The 14,687-nt window shown below is 69.1% G+C and carries 12 protein-coding genes and 1 pseudogene; 8 read left to right on the forward strand and 5 right to left on the reverse strand.

Annotation, left to right across the window (positions count from 1 at the left end; genetic code table 11):
- Positions 1-19: 19 nt before the first annotated feature.
- Positions 20-1,624, forward strand: a complete 1,605-nt coding sequence (locus J2S43_RS31175) for an acyl-CoA carboxylase subunit beta (RefSeq protein WP_370881676.1) — start codon at positions 20-22, stop codon at positions 1,622-1,624.
- Between the two features lie 93 nt (positions 1,625-1,717).
- On the opposite strand, the gene J2S43_RS31180 is transcribed toward J2S43_RS31175, so the two are convergent.
- Positions 1,718-2,470: a M50 family metallopeptidase gene (locus tag J2S43_RS31180; RefSeq protein WP_306835137.1), complete on the reverse strand. Its 753-nt coding sequence runs from the start codon at positions 2,468-2,470 to the stop codon at positions 1,718-1,720.
- A gap of 176 nt (positions 2,471-2,646) precedes the next feature.
- Between J2S43_RS31180 and J2S43_RS31185 the strand changes: the two genes are divergently transcribed.
- Positions 2,647-3,087 (forward strand): hypothetical protein, encoded by a 441-nt coding sequence (locus J2S43_RS31185; protein WP_306835138.1) that lies wholly within the window; start codon positions 2,647-2,649, stop codon positions 3,085-3,087.
- A 60-nt stretch (positions 3,088-3,147) separates the two neighbouring features.
- On the opposite strand, the gene J2S43_RS31190 is transcribed toward J2S43_RS31185, so the two are convergent.
- From J2S43_RS31190 to J2S43_RS42310, 3 genes and pseudogenes are all read right to left on the reverse strand, one after another.
- Positions 3,148-3,393 carry a hypothetical protein gene (locus tag J2S43_RS31190; protein ID WP_306835139.1) on the reverse strand — a complete coding sequence of 82 codons (246 nt, stop codon included), beginning with the start codon at positions 3,391-3,393 and terminating at the stop codon, positions 3,148-3,150.
- A gap of 74 nt (positions 3,394-3,467) precedes the next feature.
- Positions 3,468-5,027, reverse strand: coding sequence for a serine/threonine kinase C-terminal domain-containing protein (locus tag J2S43_RS42485; protein ID WP_503125044.1), 1,560 nt, complete (start codon positions 5,025-5,027; stop codon positions 3,468-3,470).
- Between the two features lie 474 nt (positions 5,028-5,501).
- A pseudogene (locus tag J2S43_RS42310) lies at positions 5,502-6,815 on the reverse strand (serine/threonine-protein kinase); the annotation flags it as partial.
- A gap of 73 nt (positions 6,816-6,888) precedes the next feature.
- Between J2S43_RS42310 and J2S43_RS31200 the strand changes: the two are divergent.
- From J2S43_RS31200 to J2S43_RS31225, 6 genes are all read left to right on the forward strand, one after another.
- On the forward strand, positions 6,889-7,089 hold the full coding sequence (locus J2S43_RS31200; protein ID WP_306835140.1) for an acyl-CoA carboxylase subunit epsilon: 201 nt from the start codon (positions 6,889-6,891) through the stop codon (positions 7,087-7,089).
- A 136-nt stretch (positions 7,090-7,225) separates the two neighbouring features.
- Complete coding sequence (locus tag J2S43_RS31205) at positions 7,226-7,633, forward strand: hypothetical protein (protein ID WP_306835141.1); 408 nt, start codon at positions 7,226-7,228, stop codon at positions 7,631-7,633.
- A 2-nt stretch (positions 7,634-7,635) separates the two neighbouring features.
- The gene (locus J2S43_RS31210) at positions 7,636-8,808 is read left to right on the forward strand and encodes a hypothetical protein (RefSeq protein WP_306835142.1); all 1,173 of its coding nucleotides are present in this window, start codon (positions 7,636-7,638) and stop codon (positions 8,806-8,808) included.
- Positions 8,805-9,908 carry a S8 family serine peptidase gene (locus J2S43_RS31215; protein WP_306835143.1) on the forward strand — a complete coding sequence of 368 codons (1,104 nt, stop codon included), beginning with the start codon at positions 8,805-8,807 and terminating at the stop codon, positions 9,906-9,908. The genes J2S43_RS31210 and J2S43_RS31215 overlap by 4 nt, the downstream gene beginning before the upstream one ends.
- 1,829 nt (positions 9,909-11,737) lie before the next feature.
- The gene (locus J2S43_RS31220; RefSeq protein WP_306835144.1) at positions 11,738-12,382 is read left to right on the forward strand and encodes a Maf family protein; all 645 of its coding nucleotides are present in this window, start codon (positions 11,738-11,740) and stop codon (positions 12,380-12,382) included.
- Between the two features lie 18 nt (positions 12,383-12,400).
- Positions 12,401-13,057 (forward strand): O-methyltransferase, encoded by a 657-nt coding sequence (locus J2S43_RS31225; RefSeq protein ID WP_306835145.1) that lies wholly within the window; start codon positions 12,401-12,403, stop codon positions 13,055-13,057.
- 259 nt (positions 13,058-13,316) lie between these two features.
- On the opposite strand, the gene J2S43_RS31230 is transcribed toward J2S43_RS31225, so the two are convergent.
- Positions 13,317-14,675, reverse strand: a complete 1,359-nt coding sequence (locus J2S43_RS31230) for an MFS transporter (RefSeq protein WP_306835146.1) — start codon at positions 14,673-14,675, stop codon at positions 13,317-13,319.
- Positions 14,676-14,687: the final 12 nt, after the last annotated feature.

Genomic DNA, 14,687 nt, shown 5'->3' on the forward strand with positions numbered 1-14,687 from the left:
AACGATTGAGCGAAAGCGCATGCCACGCGGTACGGACATTGGTCATACGATCCGTGGTGTGACCGATACCGACGTCAATCCGCACACCACCGCGGGCCGGCTGGCCGACCTGGATCGCCGCGTCGACGAGGCCGTGCACGCGGGCTCGGCGCGCGCGGTCGAGAAGCAGCACGCGCGCGGCAAGAGGACGGCCCGGGAGCGCATCGCGATGCTGCTCGACGAGGGTTCCTTCGTCGAGCTGGACGCGCTGGCCCGGCACCGTTCGACGAACTTCGGGCAGGAGCGCAACCGGCCGTACGGGGATGGGGTGGTCACCGGCTACGGCACGATCGACGGCCGGCAGGTGTGCGTGTTCGCGCAGGATTTCACGGTCTTCGGCGGCTCGCTGGGCGAGGTCTTCGGCGAGAAGATCGTCAAGGTGATGGACCTGGCGATGAAGACCGGCTGCCCGGTGATCGGGATCAACGACTCCGGCGGCGCGCGCATCCAGGAGGGCGTGGTCAGCCTGGGCCTGTACGGCGAGATCTTCTTCAAGAACGTGCGCGCGTCCGGCGTGATCCCGCAGATCTCGCTGGTGATGGGCCCGTGCGCGGGCGGCGCGGTCTACTCCCCCGCGGTCACCGACTTCACCGTGATGGTGGACGGGACGTCGCACATGTTCATCACCGGGCCGGACGTGATCAAGACGGTGACCGGCGAGGACGTCGGCATGGAGGAGCTGGGCGGGGCCCGCACGCACAACACGACGAGCGGCAACGCGCACTATCTCGCCGCAGGCGAGGAGGACGCGATCGAGTACGTGCGGGCGCTGCTGTCCTACCTGCCGTCGAACAACCTGGACGACCCGCCCGTCTTCGAGGCCGAGGCGGACCTGAGCCCGGACGACGACCTGGACACGCTGATCCCGGATTCGGCGAACCAGCCGTACGACATGCGCACCGTGATCGAGCGCCTGGTCGACGACTTCCTGGAGGTGCAGCCGCTCTACGCGCGGAACATCGTGGTCGGGTTCGGCCGGGTGGAGGGCCGGCCGGTCGGCGTGGTGGCGAATCAGCCCACGCACCTCGCGGGCTGCCTGGACATCGCGGCGTCGGAGAAGGCGGCCCGGTTCGTGCGCACCTGCGACGCGTTCAACCTGCCGGTGCTGACGCTGGTGGACGTGCCGGGTTTCCTGCCCGGCACCGGCCAGGAGTGGAACGGCATCATCCGGCGCGGCGCGAAGCTGCTGTACGCGTACGCCGAGGCGACCGTGCCGAAGCTGACCGTGATCACCCGCAAGGCGTACGGCGGCGCCTACGACGTGATGGGCTCGAAGCACCTGGGCGCGGACCTGAACCTGGCGTGGCCGACCGCGCAGATCGCGGTGATGGGCGCGCAGGGCGCGGTGAACATCCTCTACCGGGCGGAGCTGGCCGCGGCGGGCGATCCGGCGGCGCTGCGCGCGGAGCTGGTCGCCGACTACGAGGACACGCTGGCGAACCCGTACACCGCGGCCGAGCGCGGCTACGTGGACGCGGTGATCAGGCCGTCGGAGACGCGCGGGCACCTGATCCGCGGCCTGCGCGCGCTCCGCACGAAACGCGAGACGCTGCCGCCGAAGAAGCACGGCAACATCCCGCTCTAGAAGAACCTTCGGCTCTCACCCCGCACGGCCGAAACCCCCGCTGGAGATCGGGGCGTCATTGAAGTCGTTAGAACGACTTGAATGACGCCTCGATCACGAAGAGAGCGAGGTTAGGGCCGGGAGTTCCGGGAGGTACGCGCCGGCGAGCAGCAGCACGCCGGCGACCAGCGCGACCAGGTTCACGGCCAGGAACACGCCGACCCAGAAGATCGCCGGGACGCGGGTGATGCCGGCGAGCTGGTCCGCGTCCGACTGCGGCATGCGGCCCCAGCTGCGCATCGACTGCAGTTCGAAGACCGGGCGGACGCCGCCGATCAGCAGGAACCACACGCCGGTGTACGCGAACGCGGCCTGCACCTCGGGCCCGGTGTACCACGAGACGCCGAACACGATCGCGCCGGTGACCAGGATCGAGACGATCCCGTAGACGTTGCGGATCATGATCAGCATCGCCAGCAGCGCGGCCACCGTGATCCACAGCAGCAGCGTGATCCGGTTGCCGCCGAGCAGCCAGGCGCCGAGCAGGCCGATCAGCGACGGCGCCACATAGCCGGCCAGCAGCGTGAACGTCATGCCCGGCCCGGTCGGGCGGCCGGCCGAGAGGGTCAGCCCGGACGTGTCCGAGTGCAGCTTGATGCCGGTCAGCCGGCGGCCGGTGAGCACGGCGGCGAGCGCATGCCCGCCCTCGTGCGCGATCGTGATCGCGTTGCGGCCCACCCGCCAGGTCACGCGCACGAACACCACGGCCAGCGCGAGCAGCGCCGTGATCAGGACGAGCAGGAGCGGCGGGTCCGGTTGCGCACCGAGGAGCTGGTCCCGCAGGTCAGTCAGGCTGTCGATCGACACAGCTCGCGAGCCTAGCCCAGGATGCCCGGAATCCCCCGTGCAGGAAGCGCGGACCTCTCACGTACCCGCCGAATGTCCTTCGTTCTCCTCAATGATCCCGGCAAAGGGGGCATAGTCGGCGTGGGCGGGCGCCTCGGGCGCTCCCACTCAACAGACACCCACGGGGGAACGACATCATGCGTAACACCAAGCTTCGCCGTCTGGCCGTGCTCGCCGCCGGCTCCGCGCTCTTCACCGGCATGGCACTGGGCACCGCAGGCGCCGCGTCCGCCCACGGCTCGCACGGTGACGGGCACTCGAAGGGCGGCGGCCACTCCCAGTCCAGCGGCGACGAGGACGCGGCCGAGGCCAAGCTCAAGTGGCTGATCCTCAAGTGGCTGGCGGCGCACGACTACGAGTGCAGCGAGGACAACGTCGACGCGGTCGCGGACGCGCTGGACGTCGACAGCGACGACAACGACAACGACGGCGACAACAGCGGCGGCAGCGACGGCGACCATGACTGGGACGACGACGGCTTGTCGAACGACCTCGACGCCGACCTGGACCTGGACCTGGACCTGGACCTGGAGATCGACCTGGACCTCGACCTCGACCTGGACATCAGCCTGCTCTGACCGGCACACGACGAACGGCGACAGCGGACGGCATCGTCCGGCTGTCGCCGTTTCGGTGTCTCAGGCCTGACGACGTGCGCCGGCGGGAACCCGGACCGGCGCTCCCACGGGTGCGGCCTGCCGCACCCGCTGCGGCACCGCTCGGTGCAGCAGAAACCATGACCCAACCGCGGCCACGGAAACGATGACGACCGCCGAGAGCGCGATCAGCAACGCGGTGCTCGCACTCGCCACCGTCAGAACAGTGGCGGCGATCGTCCACATCGCGACCGCGGTCCTTGTGCAGTGCCGCTTGTAGTAGCTCACGTCGTCCTCCTCTCTCCGTGCCGGATGGATACCCGCCAGGTGGCAGATCTACGCATGCACCGAAGAGAGAAGTGTCAGTCCTTGTCCGGCTTGAAGAGCGCCATCACGACGTCGAGGTGCTTGCGGTTCTCGTTCCAGGAGTTGTCCGGCGTACCCCAGTAGATCTGGTAGCCCCGGTCCTCCGTGGTGACGAAGTTGCGGATCAGCACCCGGTTCCGGTAGTTGCCGGCCGGCCCGTACGCGAATTCCCAGTCCGTCGCCGAGTCGAAGTAGTCGACGTTCTCCATCTTCAACCGGGTGTACTCCGGCCACTCGCCCCGCCGGGACTGCTCCGCCGCCTCGACCGCACGCTTCGTGTCCTGGTCCGGGCTCTGGATCATGGTGATCAGCATCAGCCGGCCACCCTGCCCGTAGGGCTCGCGGAACTCCACGTGCGTACCGGTGTCGATCACGGTCCAGTCGTCCGGCACCGGCGCGGACCAGCCGTTCGGATTGTCGTACATGTGCCAGCCGTCCGGCATGTTCAGCGGCGCCACGCCGGGGCCGACCGAGCGGGTCGGGCGCGGCGACGGCGAGCGGCTGGTCTCGGCGGACGGGGTGCCGGTCGGCGCGGGCGCCGCGTTCGGGTCGTCGCCGGCCATCAGCCTCGGCACCACCAGGATCAGCGCGACCACGACCGCCACGATCAGCACGATCACGACCCAGGAACGCGGGTCGGCCGCGAGCCTGGACAGCCCGCTCGCCTTCGGCCGCTCGTCGTAGTCGTACCCGCCGCTGCGGGCCGGCGCGACCACCTGGGTCCGGTCGTCGTAGTCGTCGCGCGGCGCGGACCGGGCGAACCTGGCCAGCGGCGCACCCAGCGCCGCCTTCTTCCCGTCGGTCCTGCCCGGGCGGCCGGTCTTCGCGGCCTGGTTCGCGGCCGGCCGCGGCACCACCTCGGTGGCGTCCGGGTTCGTGCGCGCCCACGCGGCCGCCGCCCAGTCACCGTCCGCGGACGAACCCTCAACCGCGGCGGGGGTACGGGCGGGAGCAACCGCCCCGGAGGCCGGCCGGATCACGCTGGTGGCGTCGGTGCTGCCGGACCGGATGACGGTCGTGCCGTCGGTGTCCTCGGCCGCGCCTGCGTCGCTCTCGGCGGCCACGGCCCCGGTGACGCTGATCGTCGCGTCGCCGGCGGGGTTCGCGGCCACAGCCGGGACCTTGTCCGTGGCCGGGGTCCTGTCCGTGGCCGGGGTCGCTGGGCCCGTTTCCGCGGCGGTTTCGTCCGTGGCCGTCTCGGCGGTGTCGCCGTCCGCGGCCTGCGCCGTGGCGGCCGAACCGGCGTCGGCGGCGTCCTGCCCGGCCGCGCCGGTGGCTTCGGCCGTGATGTCCGGCGTCGCGCCGGTGGAGTCGGCCAGGGTGTCCGGCTCGGCCTCCGCGGTGCCCGTGGTGTCGGTGGCGCCGCTGGCGTCCGGGCCGGTGTTCTCCGGTGAGTCGCCGGCCGTGGTCGGCTCGGGGCTGGTCGCGCCGCTCGCGCCCGTCGTGCCGCTCGCGCCCGCCGTGCCGGTGCCGCTCGTGCCCGCCCCGCCGCTCGTGCCCGTGCCGCCGCTCGTGCCCGTGCCGCCGCTCGTGCCCGTGCCGCCGCTCGTGCCCATGCCGCCGCTCGTGCCCGTGCCGCTCGTGCCCGCGGCGCCGCTCGTGCCCGTGCCGCTCGTGCCCGCGGCGCCGCTCTGGCCCGTCGTGCCGCTCTGGCCCGTCGTGCCGCTCGTGCTCGTCGTGCTACTCGTGCCGGTCGTGCCCGCTGGCGTACCCGCGAAGGTCTGTGGGGTGGTCGAGGTGCCGGTGAGGCGATCCGTGCCGAACGCCGGGCCGGCCGTGCGCCCGCCGAAGCCGCTGATCACCGGGAACGCGCCGCTGGCACCCGTACCCAGTGGATCGGTCCGGGGGTTGTTCCTGACAGCCGGGGCGGTGGCCGAACCGGACGCGGCGACTCCGGCTGCACCCGGGTCAGCCGCGTCCGGCTCGGCGGAGCCCGGCTTGGTTACGCCCGGCCTCGAAACGCCGGCGCCCGGGACGGGCGGCACGACGGTGGTCTGGTCCGGCGCGGACGCCGACGACACATCTGATTGTGGACCGCGGCCCGGCGCGCCGGCACCCGGGGTGACCGGATGCGACGTTTCCCCAGCTTGCGGCCGTTTCGGAAGGTCGATGCGCGCGGTCGCGTCCCGGCCGCCGAGCAGGTGCCCGCCGGTGATCCGGGTGGTGGTGTCGGCCGGCGGCGCGTCCGTCCTCGCGAGCTTCCGCGGGTCGATCCGGGTGGTCGCGTCCCGGTCCGGGATGCGCGTGGTGGCGTCGCCGACCGGCGCGCCGTCCACCCGGGTGGCGTCCAGCGGCGGCTTGGTCTCCGCGGCGGCCGCGCGGCCCTTGGAGAAGATCGGCGGGTGCGAGCCGGTCGCCGGCGCGATCGAGGACCGCTGCCCGGTGGTCATCGGCGGCCGCGGCGCCGGCACCGCGGGCGAGGACTGCGTGTCCCCGCCGACCCGGGTGCCGCCCGGGCCGCGGCGTGGCGTCTGCCACAGGTTCAGCGGCGCGCGCGACTTCCGGCCGGCGGCGCGCATCAGCATCCGCTCGGCCTCCTCGGCCGAGAGCCGCTCCGTCGGGTCCTTGCGCAGCAGGCCGGCCAGCACCGGGCGCAGCGGCCCCGCGTTGCGCGCGGTCGGCGGCGGCTCGGTGGCCAGCGCCGCGAGCGTGCCGATCGCGGACGGCCGCGCGTACGGCGACTGGCCCTCCACCGCGGCGTAGAGCGTGGCGCCGAGCGACCACAGGTCGGCCTGCGGGCCGGCCGTGCCGTCCCGGGCACGCTCCGGCGCGATGTACGCCGGGGAGCCCAGGACCAGGCCGGTGCGGGTCACGTTCGGATCGCCGGGCACGGTGGCCAGGCCGAAGTCGGTGAGCACGACCCGGCCGTCCTCGCCGATCAGCACGTTGCCCGGCTTGACGTCGCGGTGCACGACCCCGGCGCGGTGCGCGGCCCGGAGCGCGTTGAGCATCCCGAGCCCTATCTCGATGCCGCGCGCCGGCGGGACCGGCCCGACATCGGCCAGGATGTCCTGCAACGAGCGCGAAGCGACGTATTCCATGACGATCCACGGGTCGCCGTCCGTGCGGAGCACGTCGAAGACCCGGACCACGTTGATGTTGTTCAGCCGGGCGATGGCGCGCGCCTCGCGCAGCGACCGTTCCCGCATCTCGCGCCGCTCGTCCACGGTCAGCCCGGGCGGCGGGACGAGCTCCTTGATCGCGACGTCCCGGTGCAGCACTTCGTCACGGGCCAGCCAGACCCGGCCCATGCCCCCCTGGCCGAGCGGCCGGAGCAGCCGGTATCGGTTCGCGATCAGTTCGGGGGCAGACATCCAGAGGAACGTACCCGCACCCGCCCTCATCACACCAATTGACCCACGTCGAGGGAGACACACATCAGTTTGTTATCAAGCGTTCTGGCCTTAGTCTGGCCTAATGCACTCCGGCGCCCGTGCCCCAGATCTCCGGATCCTCCGCGGTACGCCCTCGCCCGAGGAACTGGCCGCACTGGTGGGCGCACTGCGTGCGCTGACACGGGAGGCGCCGTCCACCGCCCCCTCGCCGCGATCCGCGTGGGCGATCTCCGCGCGACCCGCGTACGCACCGGCATGGCGACGCTCCGCACTGCCTCGGTAACACACGAGTAACCATCCCATGTGAGAAATCGCATCCTCCGGACAATTCGCCTTGCGTGCGCCGCGGTGCCCCCAACGGGGAGCCGGGATTGGTTAGCCTCGATCCGTAGCGGGCTCCGGTGGCGCTTGGAGGCGTTGTGGCCATACCCGACGAGGACATGGGACCGGCCTGGCTGCGCGACTACGGCCGGATCGAGGCGGACATCGAGGCGATGTCCCAGTTCGCCCACGGCCTGATCGCCGAGATCCAGGACAACTACCTACCCCACGCCTCCCGCGTGATCGCCGACATGGAGTCGGAGCATCCGCAGCCGGCCGAGGCGTTCACCGAACACCTGCACTTCCTGACCTCACACCGGGAGGCGATGAACGCCGCCACCGACAACGTCTACTGGTACATCCAGGGCTACACCAACCTCGGCAACGCCGCCGCCGAAATCAGCAACCGCTACGCCGACGCCGACGCCTTCTCCGCAGCCCAGGCCGCGGACGTCCGGGAAGCCCTAGAAGCCTCCGGCGCCGACTCGACAGAGGCGGTGCGATAGCCATGGCGCTCGATACCGGACGCGAAGACTGGACTGGAACTCCATGGCACAGCACGGACGTACCGTTCATGTGGTCGACGGTCGCCCACCACAGCCCTGACGCATACGCCGCCCATCTGTCCGGCTGGCACCGCACCACGGAGCTGCTGTCGGAACATGTATCGCGGATGCGCGCCTACCGCGACAACCTGGCCCTCGCCTGGAACCCCACCCGAAGCCCCGCCGCCGCCGTCTACCTGGCCCGCTTCGACACCGACATCGCCAACGCCCAGGCAACCCTCGACGCCAGCATCGCCAACTACGCGGCTTACACAGCCGCCCTGAACATCGTCTCCGAAGCCCAGACCGCACTGCGCCCAATCGCCGAGGAGTACTCCGCGAACGCCACGTCGGAAACCTCGCGGCAAGAGATGGTGTCCGCCTCCGGCGGTCGCGCCGCCGCCGCAGCCTTCACAGCAGCACCGGACACGAGGGGGAGACAAGCAGAGCTGACGGGAATGGCGCGCTCGGTGATGTACCGCGCCAGCCAAGAACTCATCGAGGCAACCGCCACCCTCCAAATCGCCCCGAAATATCAGATTCGGACTCCAGTCTTCACACAGTCCGACCAGGGTCTCGCACCACCCTCAATACCGACGGTCTTGCCCCTCCAACAGGCTCCACAGTCACAATTCGACAGTGATCTAACCACCCAAAAAGGCAAGCCAGGATCAAGTACGATTTCCACTGGACCGATTCTTAGCCATACATCACCCCTCCAACGCGCGCCTGTCTCCAGCAGCTCACAAACAAACCCTGCACAGGACAGCCAACACATTTCCGCAAATGCGCCCCCTGGAACAATCGGCATACCGGGATGGGCTCCAGCGGGAAAGAATATTGGGAATCCGGTCAGCAATGGCGGCGGCCACATCATCGGCTTCCCGCCATCTGCAGTTCCAAGGCGTACACAAACGACGAATAATGCGTCAACAAAGCATCCACCCGGCGGAGCAAATAGCACATTCCCTCTCATTCCACCGATCGGATCGAGTCGACAGCTTTCCGATTCATCAGCGCCTCACAAAGATTCAGATAACGTGTGGAATTCGAGCACCGGCGTTGATCCAATAATCACCTCGGACGCCCCGCCAGGGAGCGTGGATCCCGGTCCGGCGATTGGCCTAGATCCATGATCAGCAAGTTTACGCGAGACGCAATATTTTCGGCTCTCATCATACTTCTTTCGACGCACATGACCGTCACCAATGAAGAGCAGTGGCACATCGAATACCTCAACATTCCCAAGTCCCATAGAATCTCGCGGGGCGCCGGAGTCACCATTGCTGTCATCGATTCAGGAGTCAGTCCGGATCCAAGCCTCCGTCAGGCTCTATTGCCTGGCGTTTCATTCATTAGTGGCGACAAGTCACCGGGCATCGACAAGTTTGGCCATGGCACGGCAATTTCTGGGCTGATCGCCGCCTCCGGAGAGAGCGGCAATCAGATAGGAGTAGCTCCAGAGTCCAAAATCCTTCCCGTTAAAGTTCTAGACGAATCCGGAAACGGATCAACAGACGCCACGACAAAAGGCATTCGGTGGGCCGTAACCCATGGCGCCAGAATAATTAACATCTCAACGACCGGCGGCCCCAGCAGTGACCTAAGAAGCGCCGTCAATGACGCGATATCCAAAAACGTCATCGTTATTGCGAGCTCTGGAAATAGACCACAGCAAACCATAGTCGGATTCCCTGCATACATTGACGGCGTCGTTGCAGTAGGTGCTACAGACGAGAAGGGCAGTGTCGCAGCCGTTTCAGTGACAGGCGACACACTTTCTCTAACCGCACCTGGGGTTAAGTTGCTGGGTGAGTTTGGCACTAACGGTCAATCGGGGACGGGGACGTCGGGGTCAGCGGCGATTGTTTCGGGGGTGGCGGCGCTTGTGTGGAGTCGGTATCCGGAGTTGTCGGCGGTTGAAGTGGTGCATCGGATGACGGCTACGGCTGTGGATAAGGGGGCGCCGGGGCGGGATCCGGAGTACGGGTTCGGGATTGTGGATCCGGTGGCGGCGTTGACTGCGGATGTGCCGCCGCTGGGGGCTTCGGCGGGACCGGTTCCCAGCAGTGAAGAAGGACCGCAGGCTGCACCGACGCCTGAGGCGGATACTACGGGGCAGGTTGCCGTCATAGTGATGGCGGGGATCGCGAGTCTGCTGGGCGTCGCCCTTGTGATCGCATTGCTGATCTACCGGCGCAGGCATCGCAAAGACGGCGTGGGCGAGTCCGAGTAAGAACAGCGGTAACGCGAGTTGACAACCATGCCCGGGCGGAGTCGATCGGGCCTGCAAGAGCAGCAGTCGCAGGATACTGCCGCATCGCCATTCAGTCAGAGTGAAAGCCAGGACGTCCGGATACCTCCGGCGCGCCGGGTGCCCCTTCGACGACTTCGACTGGTGTCCACTATGGCTCGTTTATGCCGTGCGAACAGGGCTGATGGAGACGATCATCGCGGATCGAAGCTAAATCCACTGGCTACGTATACGTCAGTCACCTTATGAGGCCTCATAAGGTGACTGACGTATACGTAGCCACCGTTACACACCGTAGCAGACCGACATAAGGTGAAATTTCGGGTAAGTCAACACGGGGCAAGAAGGCCGACAAGGAGGATTATTTCAGCAGCCATTCTGAAGAAATGAGGCTCAACGGCGTGGCTTATTCAGCGCGGCGACCTCACGCCGCGCTGCCGCAGGCCAGCGCCGTCGGGGCGCAGCGCGCTGAATAACCCTCAGCGCAAGTGATCGTTTCCTCGAACGTCGGCTACATCCGAGAAGGTCGAAAGCAACCTCGCGCCCCCGGAGATCATGGCGGCTCACCCCGCGCGTCGCCTTACCGGCTGCTTCTGGCGCCGAGATCGATCCCGCATCGTGGAAGATCGGTTCCGATAGCCGGCCGATCTTCCGTATGACGGGAAATTGCCGCCAGAATGTGGAAATGCCGAGCGGGCTGCGGGCGCGACGCCCGAAATATCGCCGTAAATACACCGGCGGTCGCCCTCGCATCCGACTAGTGATACATGGCGCACCGTATGAGGGCCTCATACGGTGCGCCATGTATCACTAGTCGTTTCGCGCGATCAATCTCGCAGCCGGGAAGCACTGTTGACCTTCCAGCGCCGGGTGAGGGACGCTCCCCGCCCGGGACGCCCTGGCCTTTCAGCATCGACGCCAGGAGCACTCTCTAAGCGGATGCCGAATGCCGACATGTCGAGCGCGAGGCGCCCGGTGCCTTGCGATCGCCGAGGCCTCGGTGCCACACCCTTCAACAGGCGGCGCGACGCGTGATCGACTTCTTGCCCGTGAGGTCGGTGGTGATCTTCCGACCGTGCGTCCAACGCAGACCGCCAGGCACACGAAACCAGCCCATACCACCCACGAGAAGTCAGCCGAGCCGACGAACGCCCACCCCCGCCGGAACCCACGCCCTCTCCCCGGAGCCACCCCGGATCCCGAGGCCCGCCGAAGGCGCCCTCGACGCCACCAACAATGCTCACGCCACCAATAAACCGAAATATCGGACGTGAGGCGCCCGATACACCGAGGCTTGTTCAGCGCAGCGAACCGGCACCGCGTTGCCACAGGCCGCGCAGTCTGACGAGGACGGCGCTGAATAAGCCTCAAGGTGGGCGAGCTCCGACGCGGAGGTTGGCCTGGCGGGACATAAACTGGCGAGCAGCGATGCGGGGTTGACGTTCGTCGGACCGCGAGGCGGGTGAGCTGAAAGCATCGGGTCCGTGAGCAGGCCGCTCGGCAAAGGCGGCCGGTGCAGCGGCGCCGGGAGGGGCGGCTGCGTTCGGGGACGCGGCGATGCGGCCCCGAACGGCTACCGCGGCCATGTGCGGGGCGATCGAGAAGCGTTGCTCGATGGGACCTGAACCAGGCGCCCGGCGGGAGACCGGTGGGTGGTGGCGGCTCAGCCCCCTCCCGAGTCAAGGACGGTATGGAGGAAATCTTGCGGGCCGGATTCCTCGCCGTTACGGCCGAGTTTAACTTTTGCCCGATTTATGCGTGACGCGCCCGGTTGAGGTGGGTCGGCGTGGCTACCGGTAGCGTGGGCGATCGTGCAGATCTCGAACCGGCCGCGTCTGATTCTGGGCTCGGCGAGCCCGGCCCGCCGTACCCTCCTGAAGTCCGCGGGGATCGATGTGGACGTGATCGTCAGCGGGGTGGACGAGTCGGCGGTGGAGGCGGTCAGCGCGGACACGTTGTGCCAGATTCTGGCGCGGTTGAAGGCCGCGGCGGTGGCCGAGCGGGTGCGCCAGTCGGAGGCGGCGACGCTGCCGGGGACCGGGCCGGCGACGCTGGTGCTGGGGTGCGACTCGGTGCTGGCGTTCGACGGGGAGATCCTGGGCAAGCCGGCGGACGCGGACGACGCGGTGCGGCGCTGGCAGGCGATGCGCGGGAGGAGCGGGACGCTCTACACCGGTCACAGCCTGGTCGACGTGGGCGGCGGGCGGGTGGCCGAGGGGGTCGCGGCGACGGTCGTGCACTTCGCGGACGTGTCCGATGACGAGATCAAGGCCTATGTGGGTACGGGGGAGCCGCTGCACGTCGCCGGCTCTTTCACGATCGACGGGCTGGGTGGCGCGTTCGTGGAGCGGATCGAGGGCGACCACGGGACCGTGGTGGGGCTGTCGTTGCCGCTGCTGCGCCGGCTCGTCGCGGAGCTCGGGCATTCCATCACGGACTTCTGGACCGCCGACTGACCCCATAGCGTGAGCGGCATGGATTTCAAGACGCTGCCGCATTCGCCGGAGTTGTACGCGTACGCGCTGGCTCATGGCATGCCCTTGGACGACGTCACCCGCGAGCTGATCGCCGAGACGCACGCGGCGCTGAGTCCGAGGGAGTCGGACATGCAGGTGTCGCCGGAGCAGGCGGGCCTGCTGACGCTGCTGACCAGGCTGGCGGGCGTGCGCACGGCGGTCGAGGTGGGCACGTTCACCGGGCTGTCGTCGCTGGCGATCGCCCGCGGGCTGTCCGAGGGCGGGCGGCTGACCTGCTTCGACATCTCGGAGGAGTACACGTCGGTGGCGCGCCGGTACTGGGCGCGCGCGGGCGTGGACACGAAGATCGAGCTGCGGATCGGGCCGGCCGCGGACGGCCTGCGCGAGTTGCCCGCGGAGCCGCACATCGACCTGGTCTTCATCGACGCGGACAAGGTCGGCTACCCGGACTACTGGGCGGAGCTGGTGCCGCGGATGAACCCGGGCGGCCTGCTGATCATCGACAACGTGCTCCGCGCCGGCCACGTGCTGGCCCCGCGCAACGACGCGGACCGCGCGATCGTGCGCTTCAACGAGATCGTGGCCGACGACGACCGGGTCGACGCGATCATCCTGCCCCTGGCGGACGGCATCACCCTGGCCCGCCGCCGCTGACCCGGCCGGTTCCGCCGACGTGTTCCGCACCCGCCTTTGCTCTGCTTACCGTGCTCAACTCTGATCTTCGCCCGCGCATCCGCCCTGGCCGCACCCTTGGTAAGCAGAGCAGAGCGGCAACCCCCGCAATCCGGTAAGCAGAGCAGAGCGGCAAGCCGCGTCACGCGGTAAGCAGAGCAAAGCGATCCGGCACGCAACCCGGTAAGCAGAGCAAAGCGGCCCAGCACGCAACCCGGTAAGCAGAGCAAAGGGGACTGAATCAGGCAGCCTGTTGGGACAGTGAGCGGTGGAGGCGGAGGGTGATCAGTGCGGCCGTGAGGATCAGCGCGGGCAGCAGCAGGAACGCAGGGTGCGGGCCGATTCGGTCGGAGAGCGCGCCGAGCAGCAGTGGCGCCGCGCCGAAGCCGATCACCGCGGTGTAGTTGGCGGTGGACGCGGCCAGGTCGGCCTGGCCGGGTGCGGTGGCCATGGCCAGCGAGATGGTGAGCGGGTAGTGCATCGCGTTGCCGAAGCCGAGCACGATCAGGCCGGTCGCGGCGAGCCAGCCGACCGGCGGCGTCCAGAACAGCACGAAGCCGGTGGCGGAGACGCCGAGCGCGGCGAGCAGGAGCAGGACCGGCGGGACGCGCGGCGCGATCCGGCTGCCGGCGAGGCGCCCGGCCAGCATGCCGCCGACGATCGCGGCGACGGTGGCGGAGGCACCACCGGGCGACATGCCGGCGTGGTCGCGGAGGACGTCCGCGGCCCAGAGCGACAGGCACACCTCGATCGACCCGGTGACACAGAGCAATGACCAGGCCAGCCAGTACGACCGGGGAAGCGACCGCCCCGGCCCAGCTCCGCCTATGGGACCGGCAGCCTGCCGGTCTCCCGGTGGCGCGAGCGCCGGCGAGCCCGCAGGGACCGGAGACACGGCCGAGGCGGGCGAGTCCGGCGGGGCCGCAGACCCCGCCGAGGCAGGCGCCCCCGGTGAGGCCGGAGGCCCCGCCGAGGCGGGAGAACCCGCCGAGGCGGGAGAACCCGCCGAGGCCGGCGAACCAGCCGAGGCGAGCGGCCCCCGTGGGGTGAGGGGCTTCCGCCGTCGTACCGCCGATGTGGTGGCAAGGATCGTGATCAGCGCGATCACCACGCCCAGCCCGGGCCGCCACGTCTCCCAGAGGCGCATCCCGAGCCCGATCAGCAGCGGCGAGAGCACGCCGAAGCCGACCGCTGCCGCGTTCGCCTCGGTGATCGCGGTGGGGGCGAGCGGGCCGTGGCGTGCGGTGAGGGAGGTGACCGCGCAGCTCACCACGGTCCAGCCGCACACGGAGGCCAGCACCGTGGCCGTGAGCGTGACCGGCAGCGGGCGGAACGCGATCAGCAGAGCCGTGGCGGCCGCGACGCCGCCGAGCGCGCACCACATGGTGCGCGCCCGGCCGAGGCGCCGGGCGAGCGGCAGGTAGAGCGCGCCGCTGAGCAGGCCGCCGACCGCGAGCGCGGTGCTGTGCAGCCCGGCCACCGCGGCGCTGGTGGCCTGCTCGTCGCGGAGCAGCGGCACGACCGGCCCGAAGCCGTAGAGGAAGTAACCCCACAGTCCGAGTTGGACGTAGATCAGCCATGTCGCCCGGTCACGATGCACCGGTCCACGGTA

The organism is Catenuloplanes nepalensis, assembly GCF_030811575.1.
GTDB classification, from domain to species: domain Bacteria; phylum Actinomycetota; class Actinomycetes; order Mycobacteriales; family Micromonosporaceae; genus Catenuloplanes; species Catenuloplanes nepalensis.

Bases quoted from the DNA above. Each gene is read 5' to 3' on its own strand.
- J2S43_RS31175 (WP_370881676.1), top strand. From the start codon at position 20: ATGCCACGCGGTACGGACATTGGTCATACGATCCGTGGTGTGACCGAT.
- J2S43_RS31185 (WP_306835138.1), top strand. From the start codon at position 2,647: ATGCGTAACACCAAGCTTCGCCGTCTGGCCGTGCTCGCCGCCGGCTCC.
- J2S43_RS42485 (WP_503125044.1), bottom strand. From the start codon at position 5,027: ATGGGCACGAGCGGCGGCACGGGCACGAGCGGCGGCACGGGCACGAGC.
- J2S43_RS31200 (WP_306835140.1), top strand. From the start codon at position 6,889: ATGCACTCCGGCGCCCGTGCCCCAGATCTCCGGATCCTCCGCGGTACG.
- J2S43_RS31210 (WP_306835142.1), top strand. From the start codon at position 7,636: ATGGCGCTCGATACCGGACGCGAAGACTGGACTGGAACTCCATGGCAC.
- J2S43_RS31215 (WP_306835143.1), top strand. From the start codon at position 8,805: ATGATCAGCAAGTTTACGCGAGACGCAATATTTTCGGCTCTCATCATA.
- J2S43_RS31225 (WP_306835145.1), top strand. From the start codon at position 12,401: ATGGATTTCAAGACGCTGCCGCATTCGCCGGAGTTGTACGCGTACGCG.